This window comes from Leyella lascolaii, from assembly GCF_900079775.1.
Lineage (GTDB): Bacteria > Bacteroidota > Bacteroidia > Bacteroidales > Bacteroidaceae > Prevotella > Prevotella lascolaii.
In genome coordinates, this window is record NZ_LT556050.1 from 568,757 (window position 1) to 591,127 (window position 22,371).

The window sequence follows — 22,371 nt, forward strand, 5'->3', positions numbered from 1 at the left end:
TTCACCATTAAAATTATATCGTTATGCAACAGGAAGATGATTTGAGAGGACTGGCAAAGGTCATGGAATTCATGCGTGCCATATCCATCGTGTTTGTTGTCATCCACGTCTATTGGTTCTGTTACCGGGCATTCGTGGATGCGGGTATCAATATCGGAGTGGTCGATAAGATACTACTGAATTTCCAGAGGACGGCGGGGCTTTTCAGCAACCTGCTGGTGACAAAAGTGTTCGCCGTCATATTCCTTGCGCTGTCATGTTTGGGCACGAAGGGCGTGAAAAACCAGAAGATGACCTGGCGGAAAATATATACCGCCTTCCTTTCGGGGCTTGTATTGTTCTTCATGAACTGGTGGATGTTCGATCTGCCGTTCAGTCCGACAGTTGACGCCGCCATTTACACGGTAACGCTGACCGCCGGGTACATCCTTCTTTTGATGTCGGGCGTATGGATAAGCCGTATGCTGAAACACAACCTGATGGAGGACGTGTTCAATACCGCCAACGAGAGTTTCATGCAGGAGACACACTTGATGGAAAACGAGTATTCTGTAAATTTGCCGACCAAGTTCGTGTATCAGGGCAAGGAATGGGACGGATGGATCAACGTTGTAAACGTTTTTCGTGCGTCCATCGTGCTTGGAACGCCTGGCAGCGGGAAGTCCTACGCGGTGGTGAACAACTACATCAAACAGATGATTTCCAAGGGATTCGCTTTATATTTGTACGATTACAAATTTGATGACCTCTCGGTCATTGCCTATAACGAACTGCTTAAAAACATTGACAAGTACAGGGTCAGACCGGAATTCTACGTGATAAATTTTGATGACCCGAGACGCAGCCACCGCTGTAATCCCATCAACCCGAAATTCATGGCGGACATATCCGACGCTTACGAATCGGCCTACACCATACTCTTGAATCTGAACAAGACCTGGATTCAGAAACAGGGTGACTTCTTTGTGGAATCTCCGATTATCCTGCTCGCAGCCATTATCTGGTATTTGCGGATTTACAAGGATGGCAAATACTGTACCTTCCCTCACGCAATAGAGTTTCTGAATAAACCGTACGCAGATATATTTACAATCCTGACCTCATACCCGTCCCTCGAAAACTACCTCTCTCCCTTTATGGATGCCTGGCAAGGAGGCGCACAGGACCAGTTACAGGGCCAGATAGCGAGCGCAAAAATCCCGCTTTCAAGGATGATTTCACCGCAGCTATACTGGGTAATGACCGGCGATGATTTTACATTGGACCTGAACAATCCCGAACACCCGAAAATCCTTTGCGTGGGAAATAATCCGGACAGACAGAACATCTATTCGGCGGCATTGGGACTGTACAACAGCCGCATTGTAAAGCTGGTAAACAAGAAAGGGCAACTCAAGAGTTCCATCATCATAGACGAGCTTCCGACCATCTATTTCCGTGGTATCGATAACCTGATAGCCACCGCCCGAAGCAACAAGGTGGCTGTCTGTCTCGGTTTCCAGGACTTCTCCCAGCTGACCCGTGACTACGGTGAAAAAGAGGCGAAAGTGATCCAAAATACAGTCGGGAATATCTTCTCCGGGCAGGTGGTCGGGGAAACGGCCAAAAGCCTTTCGGAACGTTTCGGCAAGATTCTCCAGCAACGGCAGTCCATCTCCATCAACAGGCAGGACACATCCACCTCCATCAACACGCAGCTGGACTCGCTGATACCGGCATCCAAGATAGCCAACCTCTCGCAGGGCACATTCGTGGGCAGTGTGGCGGACAACTTCGGGGAAGAGATAGACCAGAAGATTTTCCATGCCCGTATCATAGTTGACAACGAGAAAGTAGCGGCGGAAACGAAAGCCTACAAGAAGATACCCGTCATCAACGAGTTCAAGGATGCGGACGGCAACGACATCATGCAGCAGCAGATAGAGCGTAACTATTCACGTATCAAGGCGGACGTGCTGCAAATAATTGAAGATGAAATGCAACGCATCAAGACCGATCCTGATTTACAGCACCTGATACCCAAAGAAGACAGCGACAGGAAGGAGGAATAGGATACCGCTGTTTTATTTCAGCCTGCAAAGGTCGCCCCGTGCCTGTCAGGATTGAGCAAGGCCGAGCCCTTATGGGTTTCCGCAAAAATCTTCCGCGCTCCGCTTGCGGTATTTTTCCGGAAAGCCTTGCACAATCCGGCACGGGACAGCGAGGCAGGCAAGAAATAAAATACCGGCTCACGAGCCGTGAAATGTTTAACTCAAAAATAAAAAGGTATGAGCAGAAGCAACTTCACCCCGATGAAAAGGTTCCACGAAATCATTGGACGTTATGGTCTGAGGCTGATGGAAGTCGGGACAAACCACCTGAGAGTATTTTCCGAAGGCCGGAAACTTTTCGACTACTATCCGCTGCGTATGAAACTCTTCGATTACCGGCAGTGGAAACAGCTTACCTATCCCTCGCTGATTGACGGAACGGACAAGTGGGAAACAGAGCTCGACAACATTATCAAAGAGCTTATGGTATCACAGCAATAAACAGCAGGATTATGAATGGCAATAACAGCAAGACGCTCGTTTGGGACAACATTCCCGAATGGGCGATTTTTGCATTGGAGTACGGCACCCGGGAGGAACTGTTCCTGTCTGATGAGGACAAGAAAATGATAACCAAGTTCATCGCTGAAAACTTTCCGAACGGCTACACCATGTCGGTGGATTGGGAGTCATACAAGGAATTTGACACCAATCCCGCTTTCGGGAAAGCATGTAAGACCTACAAGGTCACTTTTGTAATACCCAAAGAATAATAATATGAGAAAGATAACGTTGAGCGAATACAACGCCATCCCGGAAGACTATCGCGGGATTTGGACTGTCGAACGTTGGGACTTGCCGGATTGGGCGGATTTACGCGAAAAACATATCGGCAAACGTACCATGATGGCATATGACAACGGCACGTGCCTGCTGGTTGAAGGAATGGGGTTTGAAATCGTGGATGACAGCTCATGGAAAAAAACGGATGAGGTCAGGCAGGAAATAGGATGCCATTATTTGAAATTCTACAGCGGGCAAGGGCGCGATCCTCATTACGCGGATTGCGTCATCCGATGGCGTGACACGCTGGAAACGGAAGAGGCAAGGATTGCTTTGGCCATGGATTCCGATACGGAGAAGGATGACGAAATATTCTTTTACTGCGACAGTTTGGACGATTTGAAATCGTTGGCGGACAAAGGCGGGGAGGATTTTACCGTTGCCGGATGCCTCGGTTTCGGGATATACGAAGAACTGTTGCAAACAACTTAAAATGATCGGATATGAAAATCAGATGTCAGGAACACTACGACAAGGTGGCAGAATATGCCAAGAGCATTGGCGACACGACCTTTCAGAATTGCATCGGACGCCTCAAGCAATGGGAGAAAAACTCCAACGGCAGGTATGAGATTGAGTTCTATTGGGATTTTGCGCCGTATTCATTCGGATTCGCGGAAAGGACGCCGGACGGGCGGAACGGTATCGTAGGTGGATTGCTCTACCACGGCAGACCGGATGAGTCCTTTGCCGTGATGATTGGAGGTCCGTTCCACGGATGGAGCATACATACGTAAAAAATTCCACTCCACAAGTTAATCCGTGATTGCGCGAAAAAAGTGCAGAGGTAATCAACATCCGATTACTTTTGCACCATTTTCACGCATTATTATACCATATATTATGTTAGATTTATAATAGATTTCCTTCAGTATCTTTAAGGAAATCTATTACATTAATGATTGATATGCCATCCGCATTCACATGAGAAGGGGTCAAACCTCCCACAATGACTATTTTAGGAAATCCATCTTTGATATGACGAAGGGAATTGGTTTCCTGGTCGATTTTTTCTTGAGTGGGCATATCAAGTGCAGACTGTATGTACACACGTTTGTCCCCACTGTTGCAAATGAAATCCACTTCCAGCAGTTTTCGCATTTTCCTTCCATCATCATTTGTTATTCTTACCTCAACTTGCCCTATATCAACTGAATACCCTCTGATGCGCAGCTCGTTATATATGATATTTTCCATCAGATGTCCACCATCAATCTGACGGTAGTTCAGACGGGCATTACGTAGTCCTACATCTTCAAAATAGTATTTTGAAGGCGTGTTGATGTAATGCTTTCCTTTAATGTCATATCGAATGGCTTTTTCCAACATAAAAGCATCCTGTAACATTCCAAGATAACTCTGTATGGTTGTATCTGAAATACTATGGCCTTTTACGGACTTGAATGTATTTTCAAGGTTTGTCGGATTGGTCAGGCAGCCTATATTGGAAGCGATAATATCTATAAGCTCACTCAAATCATCATCGTTCCTAATGTTGTAACGCTCTTTTATATCGCGTATATAAGTTCCTTGGAACAAGGATTTGAGATAATTTTCTTTTTCTTTTTTATTTGAAAAAGATACGACCTGTGGCATTCCTCCATAAATCATATAATCCTGTAGGGCAGAAAGTTCATTTGTGTACTGTCCTGCCTTGAGAAATTCCGAAAAACTCAGCGGATGGACTCTGATTTCATACCCTCGGCCACGAAATTCAGTTTTTACATCACTGGACAACATCCGGCTATTGCTTCCTGTCACGTATACGTCCGCATTTTTAATTTTCAGATAGCTGTTGAGTACATCTTCAAACTCAGGAACAAGTTGTATTTCATCCAATAGGATGTAATACATATCGTTATCTGTGATATGCCCATCGATGTAATCCAATAATATGTCCGGCTCTCTGAGGTGTTTACTACGTCGGTCTTCCAAATCAACCTGAATAATGTGCTCTTCATTCACACCGTTTTCAAGTAATGATTGTTTGAACAATTCAAATAGAAGATACGATTTTCCACAACGGCGTACACCGGTAATGATCTTAATCATCCCGTTGTGCATCACACTTTTCAGCTCCTGTAAATATTTATCCCTTGGTATAATCATGTTGCAAAAGTAGTGAAAATTATCAATATTGCAGCCATTCTATTGGAGAAAAATGGGAAAAATACCAATTTTCTCCAATAGAGGGCGGGTGTAAGCGAATCCTTGTTCATTATTTGCCCGCATTCATTAAAAATGAACAACCATAAATGAGCGAACAAAAAACATTTTTTATGTATTATCGTTCTGCAAGAGTAATCATTTTCTGATTACTTACGCAAAATGATTGCAATTTTCTTAGACTAAATGTGCATTTTTCCATATTCCTCCATGAAAATCCATCATAAGCACGCTTCGCTTGTCAAGTCCCTTCAAGAAGGTAACCCGGAGGACGATACCTTCCACGTTCAGGCCTCCGGTTTTCGGGCAAAAAATTCCCTGCGGTAATTTTTCACCCGAAAAAACGTTCCGGTATCGCCGTCCGAGTTGTGGAGACGGCCGGGACTTAGCAAGCGAAGCGACCTACGACGCATAGGACAAGATAAAAAACAATCTGACGGCGGTATTTTGCCGTGCTTGATGTCCCAATGGATTACGCCGTCAACACATCTCCCATACAAAATCTTCTTCCTGTCTTATAGAGCGGCACAAGGAAGCGGGGACTAAAGACAGCTCGCTCGCAACTCTGCATAATACGGTTTTCTCCTTGTCGGTTTCGTGGCGTTCCTGCCGTTTTTTCTTGCCCTGGGGCTTGCCATTCGTGTGTGCCCGCCCTTTTCCGCCTTTTTAATCCGGTGCTTTTCCTTGCTTTTTCCTCTGACTTTCCCGTTTTTCCGCCTCCCGCTTTTCCTCCCGCGGTGAAACAGGATGACAAACGATGAAACATATAGCACAACGTATTGTAAATCAATCATATATCAGAAATCATCCTATATATTTGCACTGACAATCATAGTTATCAACCCTAAAAAAACAAAGTTATGGCAAAGAAAAATGGAAGGGACGATCCCCCTAAACCGCAAGTCGCCGAGAACGAACAGATGAGCGACATCATCCTTATCCTCGACAAGATGGAACTGATTTTACAGGCAGTGTCCCAAATTGACAAGGACGGCAGGTACAAGACGGTTCCGGCAGACAAGGAGCATACAAACTCCTTTCTGAAAATCGACCGCTACGCCAGTATGTTCGAGAATTTCCTGAAGAATTTCTGGAGCCAGCTCAAGGACCCGACACGCTTCGGCATCCTCTCCGTCAAGGAGAAAGCACTGGACGACCCGAAAGTGAGGCAGGCCATCGAAGACCTCGCCGCCGGAAAAAAGACAGACGCGGTGGAAGAATTCCTCAAACAGTACGAGATTGTCCCCCGCGACAAGGAAAACCAAAGTATCAACCATCAAAATCAAGAAGAAATGGCAAAAGAAAATGAAACACAGCAGCAGGCCGACCAAGGCGGAGGCACGCAGCAACAGCCCCAGTACCGCTACAACGAGTCCATGATCAACTGGGAACAGCTAAAGAACTTCGGGCTCTCCCGTGAGGAACTTCAGGAACGGGGGCTGCTCGACCAGATGCTCAGAGGCTACAAGACCAACCAGGTAGTGCCCATCAGCATGAACTTCGGCTCCGCCGTATTACGTACCGACGCGAGGCTCTCGTTCCAGCAGTCCCGGGCTGGGGACATCGTACTGGGCATCCACGGTATCCGGCAGAAACCCGACCTCGACCGTCCCTACTTCGGACACATCTTCTCTGACGAGGACAAGAAGAACCTGCTTGAGACGGGCAACATGGGGCGTGTCGTGGAACTGAAAAACCGCAACGGCGAGTATGTCCCCTCTTTCGTCAGCATCGACAAGCTGACCAACGAGGTGGTGGCGATGAAAGCCGAGAATGTCTTCATACCACGTGAAATCAGCGGGGTGAAACTGACCGAACAGGAACAGAACGACCTGCGTGAAGGAAAGAAAATATTCATCGAAGGAATGACGGCCAGATCGGGCAATCCGTTCGATGCCCACATCCAGGTCAATGCCGAGCGCAGGGGCGTGGAGTTCATCTTCGAGAACGACAAGCTCTTCAACCGGCAGTATCTGGGAGGCGTGGAACTGACCAAGAAACAGATCGATGATTTGAACGGGGGTAAGGCCATTTTCGTGGAGGGCATGAAACGCAAGGACGGGGAACTGTTCTCCTCCTACGTGAAGCTCGACGAAGCGACAGGCCGCCCGTCCTACACCCGCTACAATCCCGACTCCCCTGAAGGCGCACGGGAAATCTACATCCCGAATGAAATAGGCGGCGTGAAGGTCACTCCCGAGGAGCAGAAAGAGCTGCGTGAAGGGCGGCCCATCTTCCTTAACGGCATGGTGAACCGCAGGGGCGAGGAATTCTCCTCATTCATCAAGGCGGACCTCGAAACGGGCCGTCTGAGCTATTCGCGCACACCGGACGGTTTCGACCAGCGCGAGGAGTTCAAGATACCGGCCAAGGTATGGGACGTGGAGCTTACCCGCAAGCAGCGTGCCGACCTCCAAAGCGGCAAGGCGGTACTGGTCGAGGGCATCAAGGGGTATGACGGCAAGACCATCTCGCAGTACGTCAAGGCGAACTTCAACCAGGGACGGCTGGACTTCTACAACGAGAACCCCGACCGCAGACGCGACGCCGCGCAGCGCAACGTGGTGTCCGCCGCACAAAGACAGGGAGAGRAAAACCGCCAATCCAGGGGCGCGAGCATAGCCTGACGGTCAAAGTAAAAGTAAAACGAATGTGAAATCCTAAAGAATCAGAACATGGAAATGAACAAGGAAAACAACACGCCTTTCAAGGCGGAGGACGTGAACTGGGACGAGTTGGCAGGCATCGGCATCCTGAAGGACGAGCTGGAGATGTCGGGAGAACTTGACACGCTGCTCAGGGGAGAGAAAACAAAAGTGATGCCGCTCAGCCTCGTGCTCCTCGGTGTGGACGTGGTGATGGACGCCACACTCCAGCTGGTACGCAAGGACGGTGACCCGCTGCTCGAAATCCTCGGCATCAAGTCCGTGGGAGAGTAACTCCACCTTTATAATTATGTAAACCGAATGTATAACCGCCGTTTCCCGTCCCTCCGTACGCCGGCAAGCGGGAAACGGCTTAATTCTTATCCGAATCATGATAGCAATCATAGCAGAAAAACCGAGTGTCGGTCAGGAGATAGCCCGTGTGGTCGGGGCTACAGAGAAAAAGGACGGCTACATAACAGGAAACGGCTACATGGTGACATGGGCGCTGGGACATTTAGTATCACTGGCATTGCCGGGAACATACGGCTACACGAGAACCACCGCCGAAGACCTTCCGATGCTTCCCGAACCGTTCCGTCTTGTGGAACGACAGATACGTACGGACAGGGGCATGGTGACGGACATCGCCGCCGGCAGGCAGCTCAAGGTCATCGACGGGGTGTTCTCCGAATGTGACAGCATCATCGTGGCGACCGATGCCGGGCGTGAGGGGGAACTCATCTTCCGGTGGATATATTCCCACCTGGGCTGTACCAAGCCTTTCAAACGCCTGTGGTTCTCCTCGCTTACCGATGAGGCCATCCGAAAGGGGATGGCAGACCTCAGGGAAGGATATGAATACGACAGCCTCTATGCGGCCGCGGACAGCAGGGCGAAGGCGGACTGGCTGGTGGGCATGAACGCCAGCCGCGCGTTGGCGGCAGTCTCCGGTTCGGCGAACAACTCCATCGGACGGGTACAGACCCCGACCCTCGCCATGATATGCGCGCGCTTCAAGGAGAACCGCAACTTCGTCTCCACACCATACTGGCAGCTTCATATCACGCTGAAGCAGGGAGAGGCGCACCGGCTGTTCATCCATCCGGAGCACTTCGGGGACAAGAAAGCGGCGGAAACGGCATACGGACGCATCATTCCCGGCTCGGCGGTGACAATCACCAAAGTGGAGCGTGGTACGGTTTTCCAGCAGGCCCCACTTCTGTATGACCTGACCTCCCTTCAGAAGGACTGCAACATCCACCACGACCTTACGGCGGACAAGACTCTTTCCATCGCCCAGTCCCTGTACGAGAAGAAACTGGTCTCGTACCCGAGAACGGGCAGCCGGTACATACCCGAAGATATCATGGCGAATATACCCGCCTTGCTGGAAAAAATCATTGCCATGCCTCTGTTCAGGGAGTACGGACGCACTTTCGATTTTTCCGCTCTAAACACCCGGAGCGTGGATACCACGAAAGTGACCGACCACCATGCCCTGATCATCACGGGTGTCGCTCCCGAAGAGTTGTCCGAGGCGGAATCCGCCGTCTACACCCTGATAGCCGGCAGGATGCTGGAAGCCTTCTCCCCGCCCTGCGAGAAGGAGCGGCTGCTCATGGAGTGTATGTGCGGGGGCATGGATTTCCGCTCCCGCTCCGCCTTCATCGTCAACACGGGCTGGCGGGCGGTATTCGCCCGGAAGGAGGACCGGGAAAAGGACGAGCCGGAAGATGGCGGAGGAACGGCCTTGTTTGCCGAAGGCGGGCTGGTTCCGCTCTCGGGTCGCGGACTGTCGCAGAAGAAGACCCTGCCCAGGCCGCTTTACACGGAAGCCACGCTGCTTGCCGCCATGGAGAACTGCGGAAAGGATATCACGGACGGAGAGGCACGTGAGACTGTCAAGGATTCGGGTATCGGCACACCCGCCACCCGTGCCGCCATCATCACGACCCTGTTCAAACGTGACTATGTCGAGCGTTCCGGCAAGAGTATCCTGCCGACGGAAAAGGGGCTGTACCTCTACGAATCGGTGAAGGACATGATGGTGGCCGACGCAGAGCTGACCGGCACATGGGAAAGGGCACTGGCACGGATAGAGGGACGTACCCTCGATCCGGACAGCTTCATGCTCTCCATCAGGGAATACACCGGAAAAGTAACCGGCGAGATATTGCGCCTCAAATTCCCGGAACCGTCATCACACGCCTTTACCTGCCCCAAGTGCAAGGCCGGCAACGTGGTGGTGAAGTCCAAGGTCGCGAAATGCGACCGTGAAGGATGCGGGCTGCTGGTGTTCCGCCGTTTCCTGAACAAGGAACTGACCGACCGGCATCTTGAACAGCTTTTCTCATCCGGCTCCACCCGGCTTATCAAGGGTTTCAAGGGTAAGAAAGGATGTTCTTTCGATGCGGCACTCACCTTTGACGACAGTTTTAACCTGAAACTTTCTTTTCCCAAGCCCAAAGGTGCAAAAGGCAAATGATCCCGCCATTCCAATTCTGCGGGCAAAGGTAGCGGAACCGCCCGTTTCCACCTGCAAGGTCGGGCCTTGCAGGTTTCGGGGAAAATCATCCTCGCCCCGCTCCGGTATTTTCCCCGAAAACCTTGCCTGTGGAGGCGGTCCGCTCTCCGGCCCCCGAAATTGGAAATGACATGTTTCACCCATTAACAATATACGGTCATGAAAACGAGGGAATATATCGGAAAACTGACAACAGGCAAATGGACAAGGATGACAGTATTGGCCATCGCGGCCTTCATCGTGTTCGGTTATCTGTATTCAAGAGGCGTGTCGCCCGTGTGGACGGCAGTCGCCATCGTCTGTTTCAGGGGATTCTTCAGGTTTCTCTATAAGGTAGCCTGCTTCCTGGTGGCAGCGGCGATACTTTTTTGTATCCTCAGCTACCTGGTATTCTGATTCCACCGGCATAAAATATAGGAAGATGGAACAAATACGGCATATAAACCGCTGCAATACCTTGCAGGACAGGGCTGTCCTCACGGAGGACGGCTCTTTTTGTGTTCCATGCCTTATGGAAACAGGGATAATGAAAACACGTTCGGAAAGGAAAGGGAGGCATATACAGCCATTGACAGACCGGAGAACTACCGGGCAAAGTTGGCAAACGCCTCTTTTCGGACGGCAAGGCCGGGCCCTCCGGGTTTCGGGGAAAAATCATCCTCGCCCGGAGGGCTTGCGGTATTTTTCCCGAAAGCCTTGCCTTTCCGGAAGCGTTTGCCGTAAAGCCCTTGTAGTTCAACGGGCTGCCAAAGCCCGGGTATTCACAATTAAAATTATAGAGTCATGAATCAAGCAATCATCTCAAGACCGCCGATGGCACCGGTACAGATACCAGTGCCGATACCGGCAAGAAGGAAGTATCCTGTCCCGGAACCGACCGTCAAATTCCCCCCACGGGAAAGAAGCGGACCCGTACACATCTCCACGCTGCTGGACCCGGTACTGGAGATATGCAGCCATCCCGACCGGAACAGGCTGCTGGCGGAGTTCTTCAACAGATAGAAAGAATACGGTTATTCACACTTTAATTCATACAATTATGTTTTTTACAGCAATCAACCAGATGATGACCGAAGGCGTGGACCTTACGCTGGTCATCCGTAAAGCAAACGGACAACTGGCAGTATCCACGCTGCCGAAGTCGAACGGGCTGAAGGACGAGGCTCAGAACCACATCGTACCCTTGACGGTCAACGGGAAGCCCGAGGAACTGGACGCGGGATTCCTGCAAACCGTCGCACGCCCGATACAGAAAGCGGTGGGACTAATCACCAACATGGCTCAATTCGAGGTGCAGGCGGAGAAGGCCGCATCCGAAAGTAAGGCGGCGAAGGATGCAAAGGCCAAGGAGACGAAAGAGGAGAAGGAGAGGCGGGAGAAATACGAGAAACACCTCAAGAAAGCGGAGGAGCTGATCGCGGCCAAGAACCATAAGGATGCCGTCACCGCACTCTCTCAGGCACGCCTCCATGCCAAGCCACAGGACCAGAAGAAGATTGACGAAATGATGGAGCAGCAGAAAAAGGCGATGAACAAGGGCAGCCTGTTCGAACTGATGGATGAACCGGTGCCGCAAGCCCAGTCGCAGCCACGACCGCAACCTATGGCGGCAACGGCACAACAGCGACAGCAACCGCAGCCACAACCTATGGCAGTTTCCGTACAGCAACCGCCCTATCCGCCACAGCCTCAGGTACCGGGATCCATGGCCGGACAACCGCAACAGCCTTCGATGTGGCCACCTCAGCAACCGCCGCACAGACCGGTTCAACACCAGACCCCACCACAACCGCAATACGCACAGCAGCCTTCCGTACAACCGCAAAACTATGGCGGTCAGGAAGTCACGCACTGGCAGGAACCGGAATTCACGCCTGAAGACTACCGGATGCAATACCCCGCAGACGAAGAAATCAATTACAATCCCAAGGATTACGAGGAATATCCCGATTTTCCCCAATCCATGTTAGAACCCAAGTATTCACCCTATCAAACAGTTTAAGACTATGGCACTCGAAATCACAGGAATGACACGTTCATTCACGTTCAAGAAAGGCAGCGGAATGGTCACGCTCGACGATCCGAACCCGTCGGACAGCCCGGAAATGGTCATGAATTATTACTCCAACTTTTATCCTGAACTGACAACCGCGACGGTACACGGTCCGGTACTCAAGGATGACAAGGCCGTGTACGAGTTCAAGACCACTGTCGGAACCAAAGGATAGGATATATGAGGAAGAACAGGAAAAAGAAAAACAAGAAACCATGTGTACCATTGGACGAACACCGGCAGGAACAGCTGGCAAGGCTCATCATCGGGCAGACACGGAGGGAAACCCGATACGGGGTGGACAGGAAAGAACGGATTGCGGCTCCAAGCGGGGCCGTAATTCTTTTCTGAGCACGGCGCTTGCACCGGTTGCCCTGAAAAGCCTTGTCGTGGAGACATACGACGGACTTCAATGCGGCAGCATCAATGTAATCACGCGGGAAAACTATGAGTTCCTGCGTGATTCCTTTTTCAAGTATGCCCTGTTGCTGCAAAAGGAAGCGGCGCACACACCGGGAAACAGTATCGGGGAGGGCATAGCCAGGCTGTACGACGAGATGGACGCGCTTGTGGGGGATGAGCTGAATGTCAATATCGAGCAGGAAAGAGGCAGGCTCTTCTTCCGTTTGTGGAAGTACCACCGGTGGGGAAGTCTGACGCTGTACTATTTCCCTGTGAGGTTCCTGGAATCACTCAGTCCCGTTTTAAGGAGGATCGCCATTACCTTTATCCACAAGCTGATGACGGCCAACGGTATCAGCACCATTCTGGATGACGATGACGCGGAGTTCATATTCGAGCTGCTCTCGGAGGACGGAGGCGATGACCCGCAGGAATGGAAAAGCCGGGTGAAACTTGTGCGTTCCTATCAGGAGGGGAAAATAGGCAGGCTGCTCAGGCGGGTGGCTGCAAAGTCCTATTACAAGGACCTGCCGGGGGCAATCGGCTCGTACACTCCCCAAAACGGGTTTGAAAGGCAGCTGGTCGACGCCATGAGGAGCGGTCTGCCCTTCCTGACACCGGAACGGGGCATCATGGGGTACGGGTATGACGCCTACTACTCCGAGAATCCGGATTTCCATCCGATGTACCTGCAACAGCAGATAAGGGTCGTCTATGACATCAACGATATAGTGTCTGAATATCTCGTTGACTATTACAATTCAAACAGCAGGGAGACCTATGACATCACGCCGGTAACGACCTGCGACCTCTCGTCCGATACCGGAGAACTGTTCCGGATGGATGACTATCCGGAGCGGTTCTTCAAATGGGCGGATAAGTTCATCAATATAATCTGTTAAAACATGCTGGAAACGAACGAATTGACAAGAAAACTCAGGACGCTGCTCCATCCGCGGGCAGCGCTGATTGCCTATGCCCGGGAAGACAACAGTCATTATGTATATGACAACAGTTATTTCATCGAGGTCAGGGATATAGATGAAAGCGGTATAATGGGCGAAGGCCGTCCGGTGACGGCGGAGTTCATGAACGAGCTGGTACGGGGCTATTCCGAAAGGCACAGCGCCACACCGTATGGAAGGATACCGTCCAACCTGTTGTGGTGCGACCCGCGTAAGGGAAGCGAGAAATACATCTGGTACAACTCTCCCCGGAAACGTATGATGTTCTTCAAGGAAGCCCTCAAGATAGAGAACGCGGAGTATCATCTGCCGGGAATCATCTACGAGGCCGGAGAAAGCCACCTGAATGTCTATGCCTGCAAAGACAGGGAACCGACGGAAAAGACGGAACTTTATGCCGCCCCGTTCTTCAACGTGACGCAGGCAAGCGTCTGTCTGGGTTCCGCCAGAATAGAGAAGCCGAAAGACCTGACCTACGCGAAACTGCTCGAATATTGGGAGAGGAAGTTCTGGCTGACGGAGTTCTCCCATCTGGGAGCGCATGGCAACCCGACCAAATCAAATCTCGTTCTGGTCACGAAAGCGGCAAAGGACAGACCTTTCGACCTTGAAGAACTGAGACCGTTGAACAACTTGAAACTAAAGGACATACTGAAATGAAAAGAGTGCATTATATCGACAACTACCTGATTGCCCCGCAGCACCCGGTAACAGTGAATCTTATCGGCGCGGGCGGAACCGGTTCGCAGGTGCTGACATGTCTGGCCCGGCTCGACGTGACATTGCGGGCGCTCGGACACCCCGGCCTGTCCGTCACGCTCTATGACCCTGACATCGTGTCCGGAACCAACATCGGACGCCAACTCTTCAGTGATTCCGACATAGGCCTGAACAAGGCGAAATGCCTCATTACCCGTGTCAATAATTTCTTCGGCAACGACTGGAAAGCGGAGCCCAGACCCTATCCGTCGGTGTTGAAGGAGGTGAAACGGGATGAAATCGCGAACATCACCGTCACCTGCACGGACAACATCAAGTCCCGGCTCGACCTGTGGAACGTGCTGGGAAAGATGCCGCCGGCCTCCTACACGGACAATGCCACGCCACTCTACTGGATGGACTTCGGCAACACGCAAACGACCGGACAGGTTATAATGGGGACCGTGCTGAAAAAAATCAGGCAACCGGCTTCCACGCTGTATGAAGCGGTCGGCTCGCTGAAGGTCATCACCCGTTTCGTGAAATACGCGAGAGTGAAGGAGGAGGATTCCGGTCCGAGCTGCTCGCTGGCAGAAGCATTGGAGAAGCAGGACTTGTTCATTAACTCCACGCTGGCGCAACTCGGGTGCAATATCCTGTGGAAGATGTTCCGCAACGGGATGATAGAGCATCATGGGGTGTATTTGAACCTGGCAACGATGAAAGTAAACCCGATATCAATCTAATATAAAAGTATTTCAGTGTTATTTAGACATAAAAAGAAGCTGTGAGAATACTTCGGTTCGCTGATAGTTTTGTAACTTTGCCCTGCAAAATAAATAAGCATATTACACAATGGAACCATCTATATACAGTTATTCACTTTGCATTGCGCTGCCGTTGATGTCGTTCTTCGGCTTTTATTTTTTGTTGGCTCCAACCCCGGAAAAAGCCATTTTCAATAATTATCTGCGTTCCCGGCGAATTATGGGGGTAGCCATACTGTTACTTGCCGCCAACTATTCGGTACATTTCTTTTTTGGAATCAGGTTCAAGAATACCGATGCCGCCATCCTGATGAACCTGTCCACCTATTTTTTGTGCTACTGGTTGTTCAGTTCGGCCCTCACCACTCTGCTTGACCGCTTTTATATCACCAAATGTCGGTTACGGACGCATATCTGTCTATGGATACTGTTTTCCATCCTTTCCGGCATCGTTCTGCTGTTGTTACCAAAAGGTGGTTTACAGACAACGGTGATGTTTGCCTTGGCCGCATGGTTGGTTATCTATGGGCTGTTCTTGACCCGTAGGCTTCTCCGGGCCTATCACAGGGTCATCCGCATTTTCGATGACACCCGTGCGGATGACATCGGTGCCTATATCAAATGGCTTTCCATTTTCACCTACTGGGCTGTCACATTCGGGGTGGGATGCGGACTGCTGACATTCCTGCCTAATGAATACATCTATATCTGGATTCTGTCATCGGTACCGTTCTACATTTATCTCTTCCTTTGCTATCTGAACTATCTGCTGTTTTACGAACAGGTGGAAAACGCGATGGAGGATGGCATGACTTCTGAAGAGGAAGACCTGTGTGACACCACAAACCGGGAACAGGCACAGAGGCAGGATACTCCTTTTTTCCATGCCGAAATGGCGAAAAAAATCAAAGGTTGGATCGATGCGGACGGTTATATCCGGCCCGGCCTTACCATAAAGGAGCTTTCAGATGTGCTTCATACCAACCGCACCTATCTTTCCGCTTATATCAAGACTACGTATAAAATGACATTCCGCGAATGGATAACCGGTCTCCGGTTGGAGTATGCGAAAAACATACTGAAGGAGCATCCGGAAATCAATATACAGAAGCTGGCTGAGTCTTCCGGCTTTCTTTCTCGCAGTAACTTTATCAAATCATTTACCGAAAAGGAAGGATGTACGCCTGGCAAGTGGAAAAAAGCAAATCTGGAATAATTTGTGTGGTAAAAAGCCGATGAAAAAGGTCTCAGAAGCCCATTTTCAAAAAGTGCTCAAGCGACAAAAAAGTGCTAATTCGACAAAAAGGTGCTCTAACGACAATTTGAAAAGTGCTCAAACGACTATTTTTTATAAAACGCTGTATTTCAACAGAAAAAGTTTTTGTAATATTTTGGGCGCTGAATAGCATTTATTACCTTTGGAGAAGACAAAGATAATAAATTCAAGTTTATATGAGCAGAAAAATCACTTTTCTTACCCTGTTTCTGTGGCTGATGACGGTAACTTTTCCTGTCATTGCGCAGCAGAAAGCAGACACGACCTACACCTTCCGCTTCGTTCCGCAGAAGGACATGTTCTACGTGCCTTGGAATGGCAATGACACGGAACTTGCCCGCCTGTTGGAATGTATCGAAAACAACAAAGCAACAATTCTTGACGGCAAGCTGCCGCTATTGGTTGACGGATACTGCAATTCGCAGGGCAGTGAAGCCGAGAACCTTGCAACGGCGAAGATCCGTGCCAATCGAGTAAAATCCGAACTGATTACACGCGCGGAAATAAAAGAGGAGAATTTCATTACCCGCAACCATGCGACTGAGGGTGATTTTGTCACCGTGCGCCTGACGGTACCGGTAAAGGAAACAGCCGTGACGGATGCGGAAGCGGAAGCACGACGCAAGGCGGAAGCCGAACGACTGGCAGCCGAGAAGCGTGCCGAGCAGGAACGGCTTGCCGAAGAGCAGCGCAAGGCGGAAGAAGCCCGACTTGCCGCTGAAAAGGCAGAAGCCGAGAAAGCCGCTCAACAAAATACACTTGCCGACACGCCGTCGGAAACCAAAATCACAACTGATTATCATCTCTCCCTGCGTGCCAACCTGCTGCGCTGGGCTACCCTGACACCAGATCTTGGCGTGGAATGGCGCATCTGCCCGTCGTGGGGCATTGCCGTAAACGGCTCGTGGACTTCTTGGAGCTGGAGCGACAAAGACCGCCGCTATGCACTCTGGGAAGTGGCTCCGGAAGTACGTTACTATATGGGTGAGAAGAAAGCCTGGTATCTGGGCGCGATGTTCAAGGCCGGACAGTTCAACTACAAGTTCTCCGAAACAGGCAAGCAGGGCGACCTGATGGGTGGCTGCATCACCGCCGGCTATCAGCTGCGGCTGAACAAGGCACTGGCTCTTGATTTCAACCTCGGTTTGGGCTACCTGAATGCCGATTTCGAAAAATATGAAGTCATCGACGGCGTGCGTGTACGCCGCGGCAACGAAACAAAAGATTGGTGGGGTCCCATCAATGCCGGTGTGACATTGGTATGGAAGTTATTCTAACACGGAGGAATAGAATATGAAAGCAAGACAATATATAAATATGATGGGAATGGCAGCCGCCGTGCTGTTCTCTTCCTGCGTGAAGGACACGCTTTATGACACGCCGCATCCCGACTACGGGAAGATTGCGGTGACAGCCGACTGGTCGGCCCGCGGTGAGGGTATTGACATACCTGCCACATGGACGGTCACCATGGGTGACTATACGGGTACGGAGACTTCCGCCACCCATACCCCCGACCATCTGTTTGCTCCGGGCAGCTACACACTTGCGGTGTGGAACCCGGCTGAAGGAATCACGGTGAACGGCACCACAGCCACCATTGCCGCATCCACGGGAACCCGGGCAGGCACGGATGCCTTTGTGAACAATGCCCCGGGATGGTTCTTCACCTATACGGAACAGGTGACCATCGAGAAAGACAGGGACTATCCGCTGACCGCCGCAATGAAGCAGCAGGTACGCGAACTGACGCTTGTCGTCGAACCTACAGGTGATGCCGCCGGACGCATCACGGAGATTGTTGCCCATCTGACGGGTGCAGCCGGAACACTCGACTTCGCTACCGATACCTACGGAGCCGCTTCGAACGTCGTGCTGCCCTTCTCCAAGATTACCGAAGGTGACGATGCCGGCAAGTGGAAAGCCACGGTGCAGCTGCTGGGTGTGACTGGCACGGAACAACTGCTGACGGGTGAAATCCGCTATGCTGACGGCAACCCGACCCCCACCACGCTGAAAAGCGACCTTACGGAAGCCCTCAAGGAGTTCAACACCGGAAAGGGCGAATCGCTGACCCTCGGCGGAACGCTGGTTGAGACTCCCGAAGGCATGGAAGTGGACGGAGCCGAAATCAACGGCTGGGAAGAAGTGAAAGGTGATGATGTAAATGCCGATTTGTAAATAATTAGTAAACCGAACGCAGGAGCAAAGCTTGCTTTGATTTTGCTGAGGTGCAGCAAATATTGAAATGGAATTAAACTAATATAATGAAGACGAGATTTTTTACACTTGCAACGCTCGCCCTCGCACTGGCAGCCTGCAACAACGACAACGAGAACCTGAACGGTGACCCCGTGGCCGCCCAGTTTACCGCCAACATCGCCCCCGCCACCCGCGCCAGCGGAACCACCTGGACTGGCGGCGACCGTATCGGCATCACCGACATCGGCAACGATTCCCAGTACGGCAACGTGCCTTTCATCCTGAAAAACGGGAAATTTGAGGCAGAAGGAAAGGTYATCTATATCGAAGATACAAAGACCCATACTTTCCGCGCCTACTATCCGTACAACGCGGCGGGAGGCATCCTCGCWGCCACGACCGATGCCACGGCGCAGCAGAACMAGCCTGCCATCGACTTCCTCTTTGCTTCAGGAGCCACGGGAGACAAAAACAACCCGGTAGTAAGCTTTACCGACAAAACCGCCAAAGGCGGTGAAGACAACTCCTTYCACCACCGCATGAGCCAGATAACCCTTACCTTCGAGGCGGGCGACGGCGTGRATTTCAGCGTGGTCAAGCCTGAACGTTACACGCTGGACGGATTGTTACTCACCGGTACGTTCAACACGGCCGACGGTATTGCCACCGCAGACAACGGASTACAGACCGGAGAACTGRCCATGAATCTGGCAGACGGCAATCTCACGTCATCGATCATCCTCTTCCCGCAGACAGTTGCATCCCTGCCGTTGGTTGTGAATTACAAAGGTCAGGAATATCATGCCACACTCACCATGCCCGAAGGCGCACTGCTGGCGGGCAACAACTATACCTATACCGTCAAGGTACGCAACAAAGTCCTTGAAGTCAGCGAAGCCACCATTGCAAAGTGGAACGATATAGACGGTGGAGATGTGGGTGCTGACCTGTAGGATTTTAATAATTAATCGATTAGAATAAAGAATTATGAGACATAGATTATTTATCCCCGCAGCCACCGCACTGCTGTTCGCCCTCGCCGCCTGCACGCAGGACGAACTTGCTGAGGCGGGCAACAACTATACCTATACCGTCAAGGTACGCAACAAAGTCCTTGAAGTCAGCGAAGCCACCATTGCAAAGTGGAACGATATAAACGGCGGAGAAGTGGATGCTGGCCTGTAAGATGTTAATAATTAATAATTAATYGATTAGRATRAAGAATTATGAGACATAGATTATTTATCCCCGCAGCCACCGCACTGCTGTTCGCCCTCGCCGCCTGCACGCAGGACGAACTTGCTGRCGATAACCGTCTGCCCGAAGGTGAATACCCCGTCGTCATCCGTGCCACCGGACTGTCCGTAGARRCAACGCCGCTGGCAGCCCMTTCCACCCGTKCCGCYGTGGACGGCGACTGGCAGGGCGTCACYTCCGTGGCACTCAAGATGGGCGATGCGGTAAAGGAATACACCGTWACGGCTTCTACCGATTTCAAGAGTGCCACGCTTTCACGCGARAACGCCCCGTACTACTGGACCAGCCGCGACCCGATTACCGTATCGGCATGGTGGCCCTTCAACAATGCCGACATCACMCAGATGCCTGCCGTGAAGGTGGCCGAAGACCAAAGCAAATTGGCTGACTTCCAGAACAGCGACTTCATCTCTGCTGAGAACCGGAAGGTGGAATTTAACAACCCGACTCTTGAATTTACCCACCGCACGGCACGCGTGACAATCGAACTGAAGCCCGGCACGGGATTCACGAGCGTCGCCGGTGCCACGGTGAGCCTCGTGAGCCTATCCGCCGATAACGGCAACCCGACGGCCATCAAGACCTACAACGCAAGCGGCAACACCTACGAGGCACTGACCGCCCCGCAGACCGTTGCGGCAGGCAAGCCGTTCTTCCGGGTGGAACTCGGCAGCGGCACCTTCTACTTCCGTCCACAGAACAACGTCGTATTAGAGGCGGGCAACCGCTATAAATATACCGTTAAGGTGAACGCCACCGGCCTGACGTTAGAGGGTTGCACCATCGGTGACTGGGCTGACGGCGGCGGCGAGAGCGGCGCAGCCGAGGATTTAGGCTACATCTACGACAGCAACACCAAGACCTACACGGTCTATAACGCCAACGGCCTGATGAATGTAGCCGAATTAGTGAACGGAGGTAAGACCGACATTAACATTACCCTCACCGCCGACATTGACCTCACAGGCAAAGGCTGGACGCCGATAGGCACAGACTACGACAACGCATACACCGGCACCTTCGACGGCGGCGGCCATACCATCACGGGGCTGACCGTTACGACAAATGACGAATATGCGGGTCTGTTCGGCTATCTCGGTAATTTCGGTAAATTCGGTACGGTGAAGAATGTGGTGATGGATGGCATACAGATAACATGCAATCACAGGTTGGGTTATGCCGGCGGCGTGGCAGGATATAGCCGGGGCACCATTGAAAACTGCTCGGTGTCGGGCAGCGTCAGCGGCACGGTGAGCGTCGGCGGTGTGGTGGGTGCTCAAAGGGACGGTTCCATCACCGGATGCAGTTCCTCTGCCACAGTGAAGGGAACGCTCAATGTCGGCGGCGTGGCAGGTCAGACGATTTTTGGTGCCACCTTGACCGCTTGCTATGCCACAGGCAACGTGATCATAGAAATAGACCGCACACAGAATATCTCTGGCGGCGGTCTGGTAGGATTCAACGACGGAATCAGCCTCCTTTCCTGCTATGCCACAGGCAACGTAACCAGTACGGGTAGTAGCACTGGCTATGTACATATCGGCGGCTTTTTGGGAGATAACTACATTACCGTGACCGCCTGCTATTGGAAGAACAATCATGAACAAGGTATCGGCTACAATAGGATAAGCAGCACCAAAGCCACGAAGGTGGACGGCACCAGCGTAACCTGGAAGAACGCCGTTGATGCCATGAACACCGCCTTGCAGAACGCAGGCTCAGAGTGGCGTTACGAACTTAAAGGAGCATTGCCTACCTTGAGGAAGCAGTAAACCGTCGGGGGGAAAAGTTACGCCCGCAACGGAAAGAACCAGAGTAATAAAATAATAGATATTATGAGGATAAGATTTTTTGCACTTGCAGCGCTCGCCCTCTYAYTSGSCGCCTGCACGCAGGACGAAGCGGGCTTCCTACCGGAAGGGGCGGAAGGCACCCCCATCGTCTTCACCGCCACGGGGCTGAAYCCMGCCGCGACAGCCATCGCCGSCACCCGTGCCCCWGYGGAYGGCAATTGGRMGGGTGTGCAGAGYGTGGCAGTSCTGATGGACGGYACGGTGAAGGCATACRACGTGACGCCCTCCACCGCCGACCCCACCAGCGCCACGCTGACCTCCACCGACCCGTACTACTGGACCAACCACAACRACATCACCGTCACAGCGTGGTGGCCCTACACCGCTGGCGAGACAACYCCACCTGCGGTAAAGGTAAAAGCCAACCAAAGTRCCCARAAAGACTTTGAGGGCAGCGACCTCATCGTAGCCRACGGRCAGACGGTGACCTACGGTAGCCCCACGCTCCGCTTCACCCACCGCACGGCGCGAGTGACCATCGTYCTGACGGACTACACCGAGGGGCTGGCATCCGTGCAGCTGACGGGACTCTCCACCGAAGGCGACAACCCGGATATAATCGTCCCGTACAGCAAGGGCAGCAACACCTACACCGCCATCGTAGCCCCGCAAAATGTGGCAGCTGGCACAGCCTTCATTACCTGCACCTTCACTAACGGCAAGACCTTCGTTTATAAGATGAAGAA

The 22,371-nt window shown here is 51.7% G+C and carries 22 protein-coding genes and 1 pseudogene; 22 read left to right on the forward strand and 1 reads right to left on the reverse strand.

Annotated features, from left to right (window positions below; all coding sequences use genetic code 11):
• Positions 1 to 23 precede the first annotated feature (23 nt).
• The 5 genes from mobC to BN4609_RS14880 all read left to right on the forward strand — a co-directional run bounded on the left by mobC (position 24) and on the right by BN4609_RS14880 (position 3,610).
• A complete protein-coding gene (gene mobC, locus BN4609_RS14860; RefSeq protein WP_008765488.1) occupies positions 24 to 2,051 on the forward strand; it encodes a conjugal transfer protein MobC in 2,028 nt (675 codons plus the stop codon).
• Positions 2,052 to 2,267: 216 nt separating this feature from the next.
• Entirely contained in the window at positions 2,268 to 2,531 is a 264-nt protein-coding gene (locus BN4609_RS14865; protein WP_008765489.1) for a hypothetical protein, read from the forward strand.
• 11 nt (positions 2,532 to 2,542) lie between these two features.
• Positions 2,543 to 2,803 carry a DUF6926 domain-containing protein gene (locus tag BN4609_RS14870; protein ID WP_004310021.1) on the forward strand — a complete coding sequence of 87 codons (261 nt, stop codon included), beginning with the start codon at positions 2,543 to 2,545 and terminating at the stop codon, positions 2,801 to 2,803.
• A gap of 4 nt (positions 2,804 to 2,807) precedes the next feature.
• On the forward strand, positions 2,808 to 3,305 hold the full coding sequence (locus BN4609_RS14875) for a hypothetical protein (protein ID WP_004310022.1): 498 nt from the start codon (positions 2,808 to 2,810) through the stop codon (positions 3,303 to 3,305).
• 11 nt (positions 3,306 to 3,316) lie between these two features.
• Entirely contained in the window at positions 3,317 to 3,610 is a 294-nt protein-coding gene (locus tag BN4609_RS14880; RefSeq protein ID WP_004310023.1) for a DUF4120 family protein, read from the forward strand.
• 115 nt (positions 3,611 to 3,725) lie between these two features.
• On the opposite strand, the gene BN4609_RS14885 is transcribed toward BN4609_RS14880, so the two are convergent.
• On the reverse strand, positions 3,726 to 4,982 hold the full coding sequence (locus tag BN4609_RS14885) for an ATP-binding protein (RefSeq protein WP_004310024.1): 1,257 nt from the start codon (positions 4,980 to 4,982) through the stop codon (positions 3,726 to 3,728).
• A 917-nt stretch (positions 4,983 to 5,899) separates the two neighbouring features.
• Here BN4609_RS14885 and BN4609_RS14895 point away from each other — a divergent pair.
• The 17 genes and pseudogenes from BN4609_RS14895 to BN4609_RS14980 all read left to right on the forward strand — a co-directional run.
• Positions 5,900 to 7,666 (forward strand): DUF3945 domain-containing protein, encoded by a 1,767-nt coding sequence (locus BN4609_RS14895; RefSeq protein ID WP_068857268.1) that lies wholly within the window; start codon positions 5,900 to 5,902, stop codon positions 7,664 to 7,666.
• A gap of 48 nt (positions 7,667 to 7,714) precedes the next feature.
• Complete coding sequence (locus tag BN4609_RS14900; RefSeq protein ID WP_004310026.1) at positions 7,715 to 7,978, forward strand: DUF4099 domain-containing protein; 264 nt, start codon at positions 7,715 to 7,717, stop codon at positions 7,976 to 7,978.
• A gap of 97 nt (positions 7,979 to 8,075) precedes the next feature.
• On the forward strand, positions 8,076 to 10,172 hold the full coding sequence (locus tag BN4609_RS14905) for a type IA DNA topoisomerase (protein ID WP_004310027.1): 2,097 nt from the start codon (positions 8,076 to 8,078) through the stop codon (positions 10,170 to 10,172).
• Positions 10,173 to 10,370: 198 nt separating this feature from the next.
• Complete coding sequence (locus BN4609_RS14910) at positions 10,371 to 10,607, forward strand: hypothetical protein (RefSeq protein ID WP_005680446.1); 237 nt, start codon at positions 10,371 to 10,373, stop codon at positions 10,605 to 10,607.
• Between the two features lie 387 nt (positions 10,608 to 10,994).
• On the forward strand, positions 10,995 to 11,213 hold the full coding sequence (locus BN4609_RS14920) for a hypothetical protein (RefSeq protein ID WP_025832076.1): 219 nt from the start codon (positions 10,995 to 10,997) through the stop codon (positions 11,211 to 11,213).
• Positions 11,214 to 11,250: 37 nt separating this feature from the next.
• Positions 11,251 to 12,213 (forward strand): PRTRC system protein E, encoded by a 963-nt coding sequence (locus tag BN4609_RS14925; RefSeq protein WP_004310030.1) that lies wholly within the window; start codon positions 11,251 to 11,253, stop codon positions 12,211 to 12,213.
• 4 nt (positions 12,214 to 12,217) lie between these two features.
• Positions 12,218 to 12,439, forward strand: coding sequence for a PRTRC system protein C (locus BN4609_RS14930; RefSeq protein WP_004310031.1), 222 nt, complete (start codon positions 12,218 to 12,220; stop codon positions 12,437 to 12,439).
• A 40-nt stretch (positions 12,440 to 12,479) separates the two neighbouring features.
• A complete protein-coding gene (locus BN4609_RS14935; RefSeq protein WP_004310032.1) occupies positions 12,480 to 13,568 on the forward strand; it encodes a hypothetical protein in 1,089 nt (362 codons plus the stop codon).
• A gap of 3 nt (positions 13,569 to 13,571) precedes the next feature.
• Positions 13,572 to 14,291 carry a prokaryotic E2 ligase family D protein gene (locus BN4609_RS14940; protein WP_005680445.1) on the forward strand — a complete coding sequence of 240 codons (720 nt, stop codon included), beginning with the start codon at positions 13,572 to 13,574 and terminating at the stop codon, positions 14,289 to 14,291.
• Complete coding sequence (locus BN4609_RS14945; RefSeq protein ID WP_008765490.1) at positions 14,288 to 15,076, forward strand: PRTRC system ThiF family protein; 789 nt, start codon at positions 14,288 to 14,290, stop codon at positions 15,074 to 15,076. The genes BN4609_RS14940 and BN4609_RS14945 overlap by 4 nt, the downstream gene beginning before the upstream one ends.
• Before the next feature lie 109 nt (positions 15,077 to 15,185).
• A complete protein-coding gene (locus tag BN4609_RS14950; protein ID WP_068857269.1) occupies positions 15,186 to 16,313 on the forward strand; it encodes a helix-turn-helix domain-containing protein in 1,128 nt (375 codons plus the stop codon).
• Between the two features lie 236 nt (positions 16,314 to 16,549).
• Positions 16,550 to 17,650: a DUF3575 domain-containing protein gene (locus tag BN4609_RS14955; protein WP_008765492.1), complete on the forward strand. Its 1,101-nt coding sequence runs from the start codon at positions 16,550 to 16,552 to the stop codon at positions 17,648 to 17,650.
• 16 nt (positions 17,651 to 17,666) lie between these two features.
• Positions 17,667 to 18,554, forward strand: a complete 888-nt coding sequence (locus BN4609_RS14960) for a FimB/Mfa2 family fimbrial subunit (RefSeq protein ID WP_032840840.1) — start codon at positions 17,667 to 17,669, stop codon at positions 18,552 to 18,554.
• A gap of 86 nt (positions 18,555 to 18,640) precedes the next feature.
• The gene (locus BN4609_RS14965) at positions 18,641 to 19,528 is read left to right on the forward strand and encodes a fimbrillin family protein (protein WP_068857270.1); all 888 of its coding nucleotides are present in this window, start codon (positions 18,641 to 18,643) and stop codon (positions 19,526 to 19,528) included.
• A 115-nt stretch (positions 19,529 to 19,643) separates the two neighbouring features.
• Positions 19,644 to 19,760 (forward strand): annotated as a pseudogene (locus tag BN4609_RS16790) (fimbrillin family protein); the annotation flags it as partial.
• A gap of 41 nt (positions 19,761 to 19,801) precedes the next feature.
• Positions 19,802 to 21,604, forward strand: a complete 1,803-nt coding sequence (locus BN4609_RS14975) for a fimbrillin family protein (protein ID WP_068857272.1) — start codon at positions 19,802 to 19,804, stop codon at positions 21,602 to 21,604.
• Positions 21,605 to 21,667: 63 nt separating this feature from the next.
• On the forward strand, positions 21,668 to 22,371 hold a 704-nt coding region (locus BN4609_RS14980), incomplete at its 3' end, for a fimbrillin family protein (RefSeq protein WP_164071709.1).